Origin of the sequence: Microbacterium pasadenense, assembly GCF_047246565.1 — a bacterium.
Taxonomy (GTDB): Bacteria; Actinomycetota; Actinomycetes; order Actinomycetales; family Microbacteriaceae; genus Microbacterium.
The window spans coordinates 168,960-183,077 of sequence record NZ_JBFOKN010000002.1 but is presented as its reverse complement, the minus strand read 5'-3'; the positions used below and the strand labels follow the sequence as shown (position 1 = coordinate 183,077).

The 14,118-nt window shown below is 71.1% G+C and carries 14 protein-coding genes; 7 read left to right on the top strand and 7 right to left on the bottom strand.

What is annotated here, in order from left to right; all coding sequences use genetic code 11:
- Positions 1 to 60: 60 nt before the first annotated feature.
- Complete coding sequence (locus tag AB3M83_RS06975) at positions 61 to 405, top strand: DUF7882 family protein (RefSeq protein ID WP_412946351.1); 345 nt, start codon at positions 61 to 63, stop codon at positions 403 to 405.
- Positions 406 to 433: 28 nt separating this feature from the next.
- Positions 434 to 1,372, top strand: coding sequence for a helix-turn-helix domain-containing protein (locus AB3M83_RS06970; RefSeq protein WP_412946348.1), 939 nt, complete (start codon positions 434 to 436; stop codon positions 1,370 to 1,372).
- A 9-nt stretch (positions 1,373 to 1,381) separates the two neighbouring features.
- On the opposite strand, the gene AB3M83_RS06965 is transcribed toward AB3M83_RS06970, so the two are convergent.
- Positions 1,382 to 2,152, bottom strand: coding sequence for an alpha/beta fold hydrolase (locus AB3M83_RS06965; RefSeq protein WP_412946346.1), 771 nt, complete (start codon positions 2,150 to 2,152; stop codon positions 1,382 to 1,384).
- A 267-nt stretch (positions 2,153 to 2,419) separates the two neighbouring features.
- Here AB3M83_RS06965 and AB3M83_RS06960 point away from each other — a divergent pair, with 267 nt between their 5' ends.
- Positions 2,420 to 3,625, top strand: a complete 1,206-nt coding sequence (locus AB3M83_RS06960; RefSeq protein ID WP_412946344.1) for an alcohol dehydrogenase catalytic domain-containing protein — start codon at positions 2,420 to 2,422, stop codon at positions 3,623 to 3,625.
- Positions 3,626 to 3,707: 82 nt separating this feature from the next.
- Here the strand turns inward: AB3M83_RS06960 and AB3M83_RS06955 are convergent, their stop codons facing one another.
- Positions 3,708 to 4,376: a TetR/AcrR family transcriptional regulator gene (locus AB3M83_RS06955; RefSeq protein WP_412946343.1), complete on the bottom strand. Its 669-nt coding sequence runs from the start codon at positions 4,374 to 4,376 to the stop codon at positions 3,708 to 3,710.
- Between the two features lie 68 nt (positions 4,377 to 4,444).
- Between AB3M83_RS06955 and AB3M83_RS06950 the strand changes: the two genes are divergently transcribed.
- Positions 4,445 to 5,080: a DUF4386 domain-containing protein gene (locus AB3M83_RS06950; RefSeq protein WP_412946340.1), complete on the top strand. Its 636-nt coding sequence runs from the start codon at positions 4,445 to 4,447 to the stop codon at positions 5,078 to 5,080.
- 56 nt (positions 5,081 to 5,136) lie between these two features.
- Here AB3M83_RS06950 and ychF read toward each other — a convergent pair whose 3' ends face one another.
- Positions 5,137 to 6,210: a redox-regulated ATPase YchF gene (gene ychF / locus AB3M83_RS06945; protein WP_412946337.1), complete on the bottom strand. Its 1,074-nt coding sequence runs from the start codon at positions 6,208 to 6,210 to the stop codon at positions 5,137 to 5,139.
- A gap of 42 nt (positions 6,211 to 6,252) precedes the next feature.
- The gene (locus tag AB3M83_RS06940) at positions 6,253 to 7,008 is read right to left on the bottom strand and encodes a class I SAM-dependent methyltransferase (RefSeq protein ID WP_412946334.1); all 756 of its coding nucleotides are present in this window, start codon (positions 7,006 to 7,008) and stop codon (positions 6,253 to 6,255) included.
- Between the two features lie 59 nt (positions 7,009 to 7,067).
- Here AB3M83_RS06940 and AB3M83_RS06935 point away from each other — a divergent pair, with 59 nt between their 5' ends.
- The gene (locus AB3M83_RS06935) at positions 7,068 to 7,667 is read left to right on the top strand and encodes an exonuclease domain-containing protein (protein WP_412946331.1); all 600 of its coding nucleotides are present in this window, start codon (positions 7,068 to 7,070) and stop codon (positions 7,665 to 7,667) included.
- A gap of 75 nt (positions 7,668 to 7,742) precedes the next feature.
- Complete coding sequence (locus AB3M83_RS06930) at positions 7,743 to 9,041, top strand: DNA recombination protein RmuC (protein WP_412946329.1); 1,299 nt, start codon at positions 7,743 to 7,745, stop codon at positions 9,039 to 9,041.
- Here AB3M83_RS06930 and AB3M83_RS06925 read toward each other — a convergent pair.
- Together AB3M83_RS06925 and glpX are read right to left on the bottom strand one after the other, a co-directional pair.
- Positions 9,019 to 9,303: a hypothetical protein gene (locus AB3M83_RS06925; protein WP_412946326.1), complete on the bottom strand. Its 285-nt coding sequence runs from the start codon at positions 9,301 to 9,303 to the stop codon at positions 9,019 to 9,021. The two genes, AB3M83_RS06930 and AB3M83_RS06925, sit on opposite strands and share 23 nt — an antisense overlap.
- 110 nt (positions 9,304 to 9,413) lie before the next feature.
- Positions 9,414 to 10,406 carry a class II fructose-bisphosphatase gene (gene glpX / locus AB3M83_RS06920; protein ID WP_412946324.1) on the bottom strand — a complete coding sequence of 331 codons (993 nt, stop codon included), beginning with the start codon at positions 10,404 to 10,406 and terminating at the stop codon, positions 9,414 to 9,416.
- A 184-nt stretch (positions 10,407 to 10,590) separates the two neighbouring features.
- Between glpX and fbaA the strand changes: the two genes are divergently transcribed.
- Positions 10,591 to 11,622 (top strand): class II fructose-bisphosphate aldolase, encoded by a 1,032-nt coding sequence (gene fbaA, locus AB3M83_RS06915; RefSeq protein WP_412946322.1) that lies wholly within the window; start codon positions 10,591 to 10,593, stop codon positions 11,620 to 11,622.
- A 64-nt stretch (positions 11,623 to 11,686) separates the two neighbouring features.
- Here the strand turns inward: fbaA and AB3M83_RS06910 are convergent, their stop codons facing one another.
- Positions 11,687 to 14,035: a peptidoglycan DD-metalloendopeptidase family protein gene (locus AB3M83_RS06910; RefSeq protein WP_412946321.1), complete on the bottom strand. Its 2,349-nt coding sequence runs from the start codon at positions 14,033 to 14,035 to the stop codon at positions 11,687 to 11,689.
- Positions 14,036 to 14,118 lie beyond the last annotated feature (83 nt).

The window sequence follows — 14,118 nt, the reverse complement described above, 5'->3', positions numbered from 1 at the left end:
GATTCGGGTCGCGCACCGGATACATGTGCGCATAATGGATATCTGACACGAGGAGGATCCATGGGCAAGTTCGTCTACAACGAGCGCATCCGCGTCGATTTCGAGGACCGGCTGCTCGCCCACCTCCAGTTGGTCATCACCACCAAGCTCCGCCGCGGCGAGGGCTTCACCTTCATGTGGCGCAACGACCAGAGCGTCGGCGACGGCCGCCAGGTCGTGTGGCTGCACCCCGGCGCGGACCTGAGCTGGCAGTATTACGGCAGCCGCCAGCCGAGCCTGAACCCCGCCTGGCTCGATGCGCTGAGCCATGTCGCCAACTCCCCCTCCGGCCTGTACGTGGTGCCCGAGCCGACCGACGCCGCGGCCGCCGTCGGCGGCATGAGTGCCAGCGCGCCTCTCGGCTGATCCCGCCCCGACACGACAGGATGGCGGGATGGCGACTGCGGCGGGCGTGACCGTCTTCGACGAGTCGCACACCATCGACGACGTCGCCGGGGCGGAGCGGCTCCTCGCCGCCCTCTCGGCCGATGCCGTCCTGCTCGAGTCGGCCGAGCCCTTCCTGCTGCGTCATCGCACGGTCGGCGACGACCGGCTCCGCCTGTCCACCATCCAGGTGGCCTCCGCCGTCCACGTCCGCGTGGCCGTGGACGGCGCCGTCGGCGTCGCTCACCGTCGTCGGGGTGAGCTTCGAGCCCGGTCCAACGGGCGTGATCTCGACACGGGCGCACCGTTCCTGGTGCAGCCGGGTCTCGCCGAGACGTGGTCGACGGGCCTCGAGGCTCGCCTGATCGGTCTGGACCTCCCGGTCCTCGGCGAGTTCGTCGGTCGCCGGCTGGCACCGCGCGGGCGCGTTCTGGGTCAGGATGCCGCGCTCTCCCCCGCCCTCCAACGGCACTGGGAGCTGACGGTCGAGCACGTCGAGGCGGTGCTCGGCGACGCGGAGCTGCTGCACAACGACCTCATCCGACAGGCCGCCGTGGACACGGTGTTCGCCGCCGCCGTCAGCGTCTTCGGGATCGGCTCGGATGCCGCCGGGCACGACGCCGCCGCGCCGGCGGCCGTGCGACGCGCGGTCCAGTACATCGACGACCACCTGGGTGATCCGATCGGCGTGGTCGACATCGCGGCCGCGGCGCGGCTGAGCGTCCGCGGGCTGCAGAGCGCGTTCCGCCGATCTCTGGGTGTCACGCCCGCCGGGTATGTCCGCACCGCGCGTCTCGCCGCCGTCCGGGCCGATCTGACGAACGCGAGCGCGGACACGAGCACCGTCGCCGCGGTCGCGAGGCGGTGGGGATTCACCCATCTGCCGCGCTTCGCGCAGCACTACCGGGAGACGTACGGTGAGCAGCCCAGCGAGACGCTGCGCGCCTGAGGCGGACGATCAGTCCCAGCCGAGGTAGTCCTCGATCTGGAACGCCGTCTCGCCGGGGTGGGTCATCGGGAAGAGGTGCCCCGCGTCGGGCAGACGCACGACACTCGCGCGGTCCGCGGCGGTCGCCTGCAGGTCGTCGCCGTTGGAGGGGACGGTGATGCGGTCTTCGGCGCCCTGGATGATGAGCACGGGAAGGCCCTGGGCGAGCGTCGCCCACTCCGCCACCGGGGTCGAGGCGAGGGCGACGTACTGGAGCTCCTCGACGTCGGCGTCGCGCGACCGCGCGAAGACGTGCCAGGCGTGATCGAGATCGATGCCGTCGCCGGCGAGCACGCGGATCGCCCCCTGGTCGTCCGTGTCCACCGGCGCCGCGAACGCGCGCTTCACGGCGAGCGCGGCGTCGTCGCTGAGGGCTCGGGTCCCCTCGACGCCCAGCAGCAGCACACCGCCGGCGCGGCCGGGGTGATCGAGTGCGACGGTCCGCGCCACCGCGCCGCCGAAGGCGTGCCCCCCGATCCAGGCGGAGTCGATGCCGACGGCATCCATCACGTCGACGACGTCCCGCGCGAGATCGTGCATGGTGGCCTTCTGACCCGGGCGGCGCGAACCGACCCGCAGGATCCGGAAGCCCTCCTCCTCGAGGATGCTGGCGAGAGCACCGAGGTAGGCGATGTCGAGACCCTGAGCGGGGAGGAGGACGAGGGCAGGGCCGTCGCCTTCGTCGATGAACGGGATGCCGCGGCCGTCAGGCTCGAAGGTCTGGCGCTGGATCTCTGACATGAATACCTTCCCCGGTCGGGTTCATACGGGGGCGCAGCCGAGCCTGAAAGCGGGAGCGCTCTCGGGCTCTCGCAGCCCAGCACCACAGTCTAGACGGCTGGAGCCGGCGGGTCCGTGTCCACGGGGTGCGATGCCACCCGGTCCCTGTGAGCGGCCGGGTCTGCGCGTCTTCTCTCATATGGACGCCCCGAGGACAAGGGGGGTGCCCGAGGTGGACGGCGGCGCGTTGAGTGGGCGCATCCTCAGCCCTCGACCGGAGAGACCGCCATGAAAGCAGTCGTGTTCCACGCCATCGGAGACATCCGCCTCGACGAGGTGCCGGAGCCCACGATCCAGGACGAGCACGACGCCATCGTGCGCATCACCCGCAGCGCGATCTGCGGCACGGACCTGCATTTCGTGCGCGGCACCATGGCCGGGATGAGACCGGGCACGATCCTCGGCCACGAGGCCGTCGGTGTCGTCACCGACGTCGGCAGCGCCGTTCGCGGCTTCGCTCCCGGCGACCGCGTCGTGGTCAACTCGACGATGTCGTGCGGCGCGTGCGCCCCGTGCCGCGACGGGCACACCGCCCAGTGCGACGTCGCGAACCCGAATGGGCCGCAGGCGGGCACGTCGTTCTTCGGCGGGCCGGAGACGACCGGGCCGATCGACGGGCTGCAGGCCGAGTTCGCCCGGATCCCGTGGGCGCAGAACTCGATGCATCATCTGCCCGACACCGTCAGCGACGACCAGGCGATCCTCCTCAGCGACGTCTTCCCCACCGGATGGTTCGGCGCCGAGCTGGCGGGAGTGACGCGCGGCGACATCGTCGTCGTGCTGGGTGCCGGGATCGTCGGCCAGTTCGCCGTCGCATCCGCCTTCGCGCAGGGGGCGGGGCGGGTCATCGTGGTCGACGGCATCCCGGATCGTCTGGCGCAGGCGCGGAAGCTCGGCGCGGAGACGGTCGACTTCAACGCCGAGGACCCCGTGCAGACGGTCATGATGCTGACGAACGAGATCGGCGCCGACGCCGTGATCGACGCCGTCGGCGTGGACGCCGAGCGTCCCAAGCGGGGTCCGGCGGCCGTATCGGGCGACGAGGGCGAGAGCTTCGACGGCGAGGTCGCGTCGACCGCGCCGGATGCCGACCCGAAGGGCGACCTGTGGCGTCCCGGCGACGGCCCCACTCAGGCGGCGCGGTGGGCGGTCGAGATGGTCCGCAAGCACGGCCGCATCGGCATCATCGGCGTGTACCCGCCCACGGTGGAGGTCTATCCCATCGGCGTGGCGATGAACAAGAACCTCAGCATCCGGATGGGCAACTGCAACCACCACTCGGTGACCCCTCCGCTCATCGACCTCGTCGCGTCGGGACAGTTCGATCCGATCGCGCTCATCACCGAGCAGGAACCGGTCGGGTCCGCGATCGAGTCCTACGAGGCCTTCGATCGTCGCGAGTTCGGCTGGATCAAGGTCGAGCTCACCGTCTGAGCCCCGGTGCGCGCGGCGGACCGACGCGGGCGCGCCGTGGGCCGGCAACCCGTCTCGACCGCGTCGCCGTCGCGGAACGACATCAGCGCGGCGAACTCCATCCTCGCGCGTGCAGTCTCGCGAATCCGTCGATCAGGAGGTCCAGCGCGAAGGCGAACTCGGCGTCGTCGTCGCACGCCGCGCCCGCATGCGGGGCGGTCGTCGCCATACGGACGATCGCCGGGTACGCACCGGCGAACTCCGACATGGCCCGCGCGCGAAGGCGCGGATCCTCCGGGACGGCGGGGGTGGGCAGCACATCGCGCGTGATCCCCCACATCCGTGTGCTCAGCGCGTGCATGGCGTGATGGACGAGGTCTGCCGACAGCCCCCCATCGAACATGATCGCCATGAGCGAGTCCATGTAGGCGAGCACGGCGGGACTCGCGGCCGTCCGCGTCTCGATGGCGGCCTGCGCCCAGGGGTGCGCGTCCATGACCGCGCGAGCCGAGCGGATGCGGGTGCGCAGCGCCTCCTCCCAGGGCAGGCCGTCGGCAGGCACGTCGATGCTCACCACGAGCCGGTCGAGCATGGCATCGATGAGCTCTTCGCGGTTCGCAACGTGCTTGTAGAGCGCCATCGCCGTCACCCCGAGCGCATCCGCCACGCGCCGCATGCTGGTGGCCTCGAGGCCGACCTCGTCCGCCAGCGCGGCGGCCGCCGTCAGCACCCGCTCACGATCGAGCGGGCGACGAGGCGCGGAACTTGACACGTCTACAGCGTAGACCTACGATCGGAGCGCGTCGGTGTACGGCGTATACCACCGTCGCAAGGACCGCCATGACACGCCCTCCGCACACGTATGCCCGCACCGTCGGCATCCTGTATCTGCTCACGCACGTCACGTCCATCACGGCGGTTGCGGCGTACGCGGCGGGCGAGCTCGCCGCGGGCGTCGCCCTCGAACTGGTCCTCGCCGGGGGGTGCCTCGGCACCGGCATCCTGGTCTGGCTGCTGCTGCGCCCCGTCGGCCCTGCGCGCGCCGCAGCCTTCGCGGGGCTGCGCGCGTTGGAAGCCGCCGTCATCGCCGCGGGCGCCCTGCCGATGCTCGCGCTGCTCTGGGCGACCACGCCCGCACCGATGGCGGAGACCCTCACCGCCCTCCACACCGCCGCATTCCTCGTCGGGCAGGGCCTGGTGATCAGCGTGAACACGGTCATCCTGGGGTGGTTGCTGCTCGGCAGCCACGTCGTCCCGCGCGCACTGGCCGTGCTCGGGATCGTCGGCGGCGCGCTGGTCCTGGCGAGCAACTCGGCACAGCTGTTCGACGTGATCCCGCAGGGCGGCACGATCGCGGGCCTCTGCGCCGTGCCCGTTTTCGCATTCGAGATCTGGTTCGCGGTCCACCTCATCGCGGTGGGCCTGCAGCCCCGCGGCGCGCGGTCGTCCGTCGCGGCGCAGGCGACGGCGCGCTGACACCGCTCGCGGCCGGGCGACGAGCGCCTGATCCGGGTTCCGCGCCGTCGCCGCGATCAGTTGTTGAAGCGGAACTCCACCACGTCGCCGTCCTGCATGACGTAGTCCTTGCCCTCGAGGCGGGCCTTGCCCTTCGCGCGGGCCTCGACGACCGACCCGGTCGCGACGAGGTCGTCGAACGAGATCACCTCGGCCTTGATGAAGCCCTTTTCGAAGTCGGTGTGGATCACACCGGCCGCCTGCGGCGCCTTCCAGCCCTTGCCGATCGTCCACGCGCGCGCTTCCTTCGGGCCCGCGGTCAGGTAGGTCTGCAGGCCGAGCGTGTCGAAGCCGATCCGGGCGAGCTGGTCGAGCCCCGACTCGTCCTGACCGGTGGATGCCAGGAGCTCGGCGGCGTCCTCGGGGTCGAGATCGACGAGCTCCGACTCGATCTTCGCGTCGAGGAAGACCGCCTGCGCCGGCGCGACGAGCGCCGCCAGCTCCGCCTTGCGGTCGGCATCCGTCAGGACCGCCTCGTCGACGTTGAAGACGAAGATGAACGGCTTCGCGCTCAGCAGCCCGAGCTCCCTGATCGGCGTCAGATCGATGCCCGACCCCGACAGCAGCTCGCCGCGCTGCAGCGCGTCCTGCGCCGCCTTCGCCGCGTCGAGGACCGCGGGGTCCAGCTTCTTGCCGCGGACCTCCTTCTCGTACCGCGTGATCGCCTTCTCGAGCGTCTCGAGGTCGGCGAGCTGCAGCTCGGCGTTGATGGTCTCCATGTCGTTCTGCGGGTTCACCGCACCCTCGACGTGGACGACGTCATCGTCCGAGAAGCCACGGACGACCTGCGCGATGGCGTCCGCCTCGCGGATGTTGGCGAGGAACTTGTTGCCGAGGCCCTCGCCCTCGCTCGCGCCGCGCACGATGCCCGCGATGTCGACGAACGACACCGTCGCCGGGAGGATGCGCTCACTCGAGAAGATCTCCGCGAGCTTGCCGAGCCGCGGGTCGGGCAGGCTCACGACACCGACGTTCGGCTCGATCGTCGCGAACGGATAGTTCGCCGCGAGCACGTCGTTCTTGGTCAGCGCGTTGAAGAGGGTCGACTTTCCGACGTTGGGAAGGCCGACGATTCCGATGGTAAGAGCCACGGGCAACGAGTCTACGTTGCGCCGGATGAGCGCCCGACCCCGTCACTCCCCCGCGCGCACCGCCCGGAACGCGTGCGTCGCATACGGCACGTCGACCGTAGCCGCGCCGATCGCGCCCATCCCGTCGAGCACGTCCGCCATGCCGCGGTCGACACGCTGCCGCTCGGTCGCGCCGGCCGTGATGTAGGCACTCCGCGAATGGACCATGTCGAGGAGCATCGCCCGCGTCGCTCGCCGCGACCACGTCCACGACCGGTGCTCCAGCTCCCCGAACGGCTCGGCGACGACGGGGCCGTCCGATGACAGCAGCGCCTCGGCATTGCTCGCATGGATGACGGCGGTCATCGCCGCAACGTGCGCCTCCGATTCGTCGCGGATGTTCCAGATCAGGCCGAGGACGCCGCCGGGCCGGACCACGCGTCCGATCTCGGCCGAGCCCGTCGCCGGATCCACCCAGTGCCAGGCCTGACCGAGGACGACCGCGTCCATGGCGGCATCGGGCAGCGGCAATCGCTCCGCCGTGCCGACGTGCGTGGGGACATCCGGCAGCACGTCGTGCAGCGCCGCCAGCATCCCGGGATCCGGGTCGACCGCGACGACGTCGGCGCCCGCCCGGCGGAGGGCCGCCGTCAGCTTGCCGGTTCCGGCGCCGACGTCCGCGACGCGCGGTGCGCCGACGGCGGGCCGGATCGGTGCCAGCAGCCACGCGACGGCATCCGCCGGATAGTCGGGGCGGCCGCGCTGGTACGCGCCCGCCGCTCGGCCGAAGGAGACGGACATGTCGGAGCGATCGCTCATCCCCCGACCCTACGGCGCGCCTCCCCTGCCTGTCGCGTCACCGGAGCGACCCTGGGGTCGTGCCTCTGGATTTCACCGCGATCGACTTCGAGACGGCGAACTCCTCCAGCGCATCCGCGTGCTCGGTGGGACTCGCCCGGGTCCGCGACGGGCGCGTCGTCGCGTCGGAGGGCTGGCTGATCCGCCCGCCCGCCGGACACGACCGGTTCTTCGAGGTCAACGTCGGGATCCACGGCATCCGTCCCGAGCAGGTCGTCGCCGCCGACTCCTGGGCCGACCAGTTCCCCCGTCTCACCGCGTTCGCAGGCGACGACGTCCTGGTCGCCCACAACGCCGGCTTCGACATGCGCGTCCTGCGCAGCGCCTGCGAGGCGACGGCACTGACCGCCCCGCCGGCTCGCTACCTGTGCAGCGTGCAGGTGGCCCGCAAGAGCTACGACCTGCCGTCCTACCGGCTGCCGATGGCCGCCGCCGCCGCCGGGCACCTCGACTTCGCCCACCACGACGCGACGGCCGACGCGCTCGCATGCGCCCAGATCATCATCGACTCAGCACGGCGGGCGGGCGCCTCGGACGTGGTCAAGCTGGCCATGCTCCTCGGTGTGCGCATCTCGCAGATCCCGGTGGCCGAGCAGGTCGCGGAGCTCGCCGCGTTCTGAGTGGCGCGCCTCGCGCCGGCATGCCGTCCCGCGCGCCGCGAGGGGATGTCGGTGGCGCACGGCACGATGATCCCCATGGATGCCGCCACTCTGACCGCGCTCGTTCTCGCCTGCCTCCTCGCCGGCGCGCTCGCGGGCTGGTTCGCCGCGACCGCGCGCAGCGCGTCCCGCCGGGAGCAGCTGGCCGCCCGCCTCGCGGCGGCCGAGGCGAGCCGCGACGCCCTCACCACGCAGCTCGAACAGCAGCGCACCCTGCAGAGGGAGCTGTCGGTGCAGGCGCGCGCCGAGCAGGCGGCCCGCGAGGAACGCGAGCGACGTGAGCAGCTGCTCCTGCGCGCGCTGGCGCCCGTGCAGGAATCACTCACCTCGATGCAGCAGAAGGTGGAGCACCTCGAACGCGACCGGCAGGAGCAGTACGGGTCGCTCGCCGAGCAGCTGCGGCACGCGCACGAGGCGGACGAGGCGCTGCGCGCCACGACGGAGTCCCTCGCCGGCGCGCTCCGTTCCAGCAGCGCGCGCGGCGTCTGGGGCGAGACGCAGCTGCGCCGCATCATCGAGTCCGCCGGACTCACCCGCTACGTCGACTTCGACACGCAGGCGTCCCTGGTGTCGGATGCCGGAGCGGGCCGCCCCGACATGGTCGTCCGCCTGCCGGGCGACAAGGCTCTCGCGGTCGACGCGAAGGTGCCGCTCGACGCCTATCTCGAAGCAGCGCAGATCCCCGTCACCGCGCAGGGCGAAGAGGGCGCCCGGCGCAAGCGGCTGCTGGCCAAGCACGTCAAGGCGGTGCGGGCGCACATCGACGCGCTCGCGAAGAAGCGGTACTGGACGGGCCTCGCCGCGAGCCCCGAGTTCGTCGTGTGCTTCATCCCGAGCGAGTCGCTGCTGGCGGCCGCGCTCGAGGAGGACCCGTCGCTGCTCGAGTACGCGTTCGGGCGACGTGTCGCCCTCGCCTCGCCCGTGAACCTCTGGGCGGTCCTGAAGACCGTCGCCTACACATGGACGCAGCAGGACGTCTCGGACGAGGCCCGCAAGCTGTTCGACCTCGGGAACGAGCTCTACCACCGCCTCGGCTCGCTCGCCGGTCACGCCGACGACCTGCGTCGCGCGATCGAGCGCACCGTCGACAGCTACAACCGGTTCGCCGGGTCGCTCGAGACCCGCGTGCTCGTCAGCGCACGCCGCTTCCCGGGTATCGACGAGACGAAGCTCGAGACGGTCGCCGCGCCCCCGGCCATCGAGACGAGCCCCCGGCGACTCACCGCGCCCGAGCTGATCGGCGTCGAGACGGATGGCTCGCTGGCGGCGGATCTCGGCGAGGTCCGCGACCGCCTGGCGCGAGAGGAGGAAGTCAGGCCGGGAAGAAGTTCATGAGCGCGATCGTGGCCGCCGAGACTCCGACGAAGGCGCCGATCATCCACCACGCGCTGATCTGGTGCCCCGGAGGCATCCGGCGACGCAGCAGCACGTCGGGCCGACGAGCCGGGTCGTTCGCGATCGCGATCTGCGCGGTGGTGGGGCGAGGCGGCACGACGGCGATCTGACCGGTCACGGGGATCTGCCCGGTGCGGGTCACCGGGATCTGGCCGGTGAGCGAGAGCTGACCCGTGCGGGGATCGCTGGATGCTGCGGACATGAACACTCCTGATGCGCGTCGACGAGTGCCGGAGTAACGCTGACACCACGAACATTGTGCCAGAGCACTTCACGCGAACGCTGAGACGACGCGCAGGCGCGGTTTCCTTGTCAGAGCCACTTCGATGTGAGATGCTCCGACGAAATCCGGCGCAGCGTGCCCGACGCACCGCGCAGGACCACGCTCTCGGTGTAGACGTAGTCGCCCTCGCGTCGCACGCCGCTCACGAGCTCGCCGTTGGTGACCCCCGTGCCCACGAAGATCGTGTTGTTCCCGCGCACCATGTCGTCGGCCTCGTAGACGTGGTCGTCGTCGAGCGTGAGCCCGGCGTCGATGCCGCGCTGCTTCTCGTCGTCGTCGCGGGGCCACAGGCGTCCCTGGATGTGGCCGCCGAGCGCCTTGATCGCGCACGCGGTGACGATGCCCTCGGGGCTGCCGCCGATGCCCACGCACATGTCGGTCCGCGCGTTGTGGCGGGCCGCGTTGATCCCGCCCGCGACGTCGCCGTCGCTCATCAGGCGCGTGCCGGCACCGGCCTCCCGGATCTCGTCGATGAGCCGCGCGTGCCGGGGTCGGTTGAGCACCGACACGACGAGCTCGTCGACCGGCTTGTCGAGCGCCTTCGCGAGGCGGCGGATGTTCTCCGCGATGGGCAGGCGGATGTCGACGACACCGACGCCGGCGGGCCCGGTGACGATCTTGTCCATGTAGAACACGGACGACGCGTCGAGCATGGCGCCGCGGTCGGCGACGGCGATCACGGAGAGGGCGTTGTTCCGCCCCTCCGCGGTCAGCGTGGTGCCGTCGATCGGGTCGACGGCGATGTCGCACTGAGGGCCGCGGCCCGTCCCGACCCTCTCGCCGTTGAACAGCATGGGGGCGTTGTCCTTCTCCCCCTCGCCGATGACGATCACGCCGTCGAAGTTCACGGTGGTGAGGAAGGCGCGCATCGCGTCGACGGCCGCCCCGTCGGCCAGCTCCTTCTTGCCGCGACCGATGAAGGGCACCGAACGGATCGCGGCCGCCTCGGTGGCCCGCACCAGTTCGAGGGCGAGGTTGCGATCGGGATGCAGAGGGCTCATGTCGGCAGTAAGGCTCACCATGGGGCACAGCCTAGGTCTCCGCGGATCGCCGTATCGGTGATCCGCGGACGATCCGGACGAAGGAATCGGGATTCTTGCCAGGAGCGAAGACAGCGGACCCCGGCGGAGACGGCTCGGCGCCGGACGTGACGACGCCGCTTCGATAGAGTTGCACCGAATCACCGGACTTCCCCGAGGAGCTGACATGCCCGTCGCCACCCCTGACCAGTACGCCGACATGCTGGACCGCGCGAAGGCAGGCGGCTTCGCCTACCCCGCCATCAACGTCTCGAGCTCGCAGACGATCAACGCCGTCCTGCAGGGCCTCACGGAGGCCGGATCCGACGGCATCCTGCAGGTCACCACCGGCGGTGCCGACTACTTCGCCGGCCACACCGTCAAGGGGCGCGCCACCGGCGCCCTCGCCTTCGCGAAGTACGTCACCGAGGTCGCGAAGAACTACCCCATCACGGTGGCGCTGCACACCGACCACTGCCCGAAGGACGCCCTGCCGGGCTTCGTGCTGCCCCTCATCGAGGCATCCGAGGAAGAGGTCAAGGCCGGCCGGAACCCGATCTTCCAGTCCCACATGTGGGACGGCTCCGCGGTCCCCCTCGACGAGAACATTGAGATCGCGAAGGACCTGCTCCCCCGCATGAAGAACATCAACGCGATCCTGGAGATCGAGGTCGGTGTCGTCGGCGGCGAGGAGGACGGCGTCCAGCACGAAGGCTCGAACGATGCCCTCTACACGACGGTCGCCGACGTGACGAAGGCCGTCAAGGCGCTCGGGCTCGGCGAGAACGGCCGCTACATCTCGGCCCTCACGTTCGGAAACGTCCACGGCGTGTACAAGCCGGGCGGTGTGAAGCTCCGCCCCGAACTGCTCGGCGAGATCCAGGAGGGCATCGCCGCTCACTTCGGCACCGGCCCGAAGCCGCTCGACCTCGTCTTCCACGGCGGCAGCGGCTCGACCGGCGACGAGATCGCCACGGCCGTCGCCAACGGCGTCGTCAAGATGAACATCGACACCGACACGCAGTACGCGTTCACCCGCTCGGTCGCGGGGTTCATGTTCGCCAACTACGAAGGCGTCCTGAAGCTCGACGGCGAGGTCGGCAACAAGAAGCAGTACGACCCGCGTGCCTGGGGCAAGGTCGCCGAATCGGCGATGGCCCAGCGGGTCGTCGCGGCGACGCAGCAGCTCGGATCGGCCGGGAAGTCGCTCGGCGTCTGACCGCACCCGTCATGCGAAGAACCCCCGGCCGCGTGGCCGGGGGTTCTTCGTGTGCGGGAGCGTCTCAGTAGGAGCTCACGCCGAGCACGTCGCGCGGGTACAGGGCGTACCGGACGCCGTCGACGGTGAAGGCGGTGTGGAGGTGGGGTCCGGTCGAGCATCCGGTGGAGCCGACCTCGCCGATCTTCTGCCCGGCCTTCACCGTCTGTCCCGACTTCACGGAGAAGGTGCTTAGGTGGGCGTACACCTGGACGATGGTCGACCCGTCGATCTTCGACGTGATGACGACCTCCTTCTGGCGCGTCCGGTTGGGCGCCCACGACGGGCAGCCCGAGGTGATCCACGGCTCGCGCACGGTCACCGAACCGCCCCGCATCGCGTAGATCGGGGTGCCCGACTTCGCCGCGATGTCATCGCCGCTGTGCCCGGTGTACGTCGTGAACTTCGCAGACGGACGGATCGGGTACGCCCAGCCGTACCGGCCCGGCGTTGATCCTGTTGCGGCCGTGGTGTCGGTGAAGGCACGCAGGCTCGCACTGGTCCACAGCGAGGTGCCCTCCTCGTTCAGCAGCCGGAGCGCGCCGTCGTCGCCGAGCGTCAGCGCGACGACGCCACGGCCTGCCGTCCGACTGCTCCAGACGAGCTCGTCGTCCCCGTCCCGGAGCTGGAGCTCGCCCTCGCCGGTGAAGTGCAGCATGCCGTCGAGTGTTCCCGTCGTGCGCGCCGTGCGCAGCGGCGTCGTGCCGTCGCTGAGCGCCACGTTGCCGTCGCCGAGCAGCCCGAACCGGTACTCGCCGCTCGGCGAGTCGACCGCGACACCGGCCCGCATGGACGTCCCCGGCTCGATCGTCGCACCGAGCAGCCGCGACACGGTCTTGGCCGAACTGGTCTTGACGACCGTCTGGAAATCGGCCCGCGTGGCGGTCACCGACACCGTGACCGCGCGCCCCGCCGCCCAGGCCGGGACGGTCCAGGTGGTTCCCGTCGCGCCCGCGACGGCTGCGCCGTCGACCCGCCACCGGACCTTCACGGCCGCGGGTGCCGGCTTCCACGTGCCGACGGTCGCCGTGAGGGTGGAGCCCGCGCGCGCCGAACCCGAGATCTTCGGTGTCGGCGCGGACGTGAACGCCCACTTCACCTCGGCGGGGACGCTCGTGCGGTGCTGTGTCGTGTATCCCGTCTTGCGAGCGGTCACGCGCACCGACACGGACGTCGCGCCGTCGGCATCCGTGAGGGTGTACTTCTTGCCCGTGGCGTTCGGGATCGACCGGCCGTCGCGCAGCCAGCGGTACTCGAGTGTGACCGGCGACGGTCCCCAGGCCCCCGGTTCCGCCGTCAGCACCGATCCCACGGTGCGGGTGCCCTTTGCCGTCACGGTGGCGGGCGCCGTCAGGACCCGCGGCACCGAGACCGTGGCGCTCGCGCGGGTGACCGGCGTGTACCCCGACCGGGATGCCCTGATGCGGACGGATATCGCCTTGCCGCCATCGGCGGCGACCAGCTTGTACGTGGACCGAGTCGCGCCCGAGATCGGGGCGCTCCCCCGGTACCACCGGTAGGTGAGGGCGGAGGCGGCGGGCTTCCACGCCGTCGACGTCGCCGTGAGCGTCTTGCCGACGGCGACCGTGCCCGTGATCGTCGGCACTGGCCTCGTCGTGAAGGCGCGCGCGATGCGGACCTCGGCGGAGGTCTTCCTGGCGGTGGTGAAGCCCGACTTCTTCGCCCACATCCGCACCGACAGCATCCGCTTGTCATCGGCGGCGACCGGCACGTAGGTCCGCGCGGTCGCGCCGGGGATCGCTGCGCCGTCACGCAGCCACTGGTAGGTGATCTTCAGCGGCTGCGGTCCCCACGACCCGGGCACCGCCGTCAGGGTCTTCCCGACCGACCGCTCTCCCTTCAGGGTCAGGGTCGACCGGGTGAACGTGGCGGCGGACACCGCGGCCGTGGCGGCAGACGTCACCGTCTTGGTCTTGTACCCGGTCCGCTTGCCCGTGACCGACACCGTGACCTTCTTGCCGACGGCGCTCGCGGGCAGCCGCCAGCTGGTCCCGGTGGCGCCGGACACCGCGGCGCCGTTGACCCGCCACTGGTAGCGGACGGTCGCGGTGGGCTTCCATGTCCCCGCCTTGACGCGCAGGGTCTGCCCCATCGTCGGCGTTCCGGTGAGCGCGGGCTTCGGGGCTGTCGTGAAGCTCTTCAGGGGCGGCGGCGTCGGCGTCGGGCTGACCGTCGGCGTCGCGGTCGGCGACGGACTCGCCGACGGCGTGGCGGCCGGTGAGGTCGACGCCCGCGGCGTGGGGGTCGAGGACGATGCGGCGACCGCCGGGGTCACGGCGGCGAGGGCGACGACCAGCGCCAGACCCGCGATACCGGTGGACCAGCTGACACGACGAAGCGGGCTGCGCGACACGGAGGTGCCTCCTGAAGGACTCAACGCGCGAGAGGGCATCGCGCAGGCGTCACCGTACCAGGATCGGGGAGCGCCGCGCAGAT

Coding starts and splice junctions, on each gene's coding strand:
- AB3M83_RS06975 (WP_412946351.1), top strand. CDS start 61: ATGGGCAAGTTCGTCTACAACGAGCGCATCCGCGTCGATTTCGAGGAC.
- AB3M83_RS06970 (WP_412946348.1), top strand. CDS start 434: ATGGCGACTGCGGCGGGCGTGACCGTCTTCGACGAGTCGCACACCATC.
- AB3M83_RS06965 (WP_412946346.1), bottom strand. CDS start 2,152: ATGTCAGAGATCCAGCGCCAGACCTTCGAGCCTGACGGCCGCGGCATC.
- AB3M83_RS06960 (WP_412946344.1), top strand. CDS start 2,420: ATGAAAGCAGTCGTGTTCCACGCCATCGGAGACATCCGCCTCGACGAG.
- AB3M83_RS06950 (WP_412946340.1), top strand. CDS start 4,445: ATGACACGCCCTCCGCACACGTATGCCCGCACCGTCGGCATCCTGTAT.
- AB3M83_RS06940 (WP_412946334.1), bottom strand. CDS start 7,008: ATGAGCGATCGCTCCGACATGTCCGTCTCCTTCGGCCGAGCGGCGGGC.
- AB3M83_RS06930 (WP_412946329.1), top strand. CDS start 7,743: ATGGATGCCGCCACTCTGACCGCGCTCGTTCTCGCCTGCCTCCTCGCC.
- AB3M83_RS06925 (WP_412946326.1), bottom strand. CDS start 9,303: ATGTCCGCAGCATCCAGCGATCCCCGCACGGGTCAGCTCTCGCTCACC.
- glpX (WP_412946324.1), bottom strand. CDS start 10,406: ATGGTGAGCCTTACTGCCGACATGAGCCCTCTGCATCCCGATCGCAAC.
- fbaA (WP_412946322.1), top strand. CDS start 10,591: ATGCCCGTCGCCACCCCTGACCAGTACGCCGACATGCTGGACCGCGCG.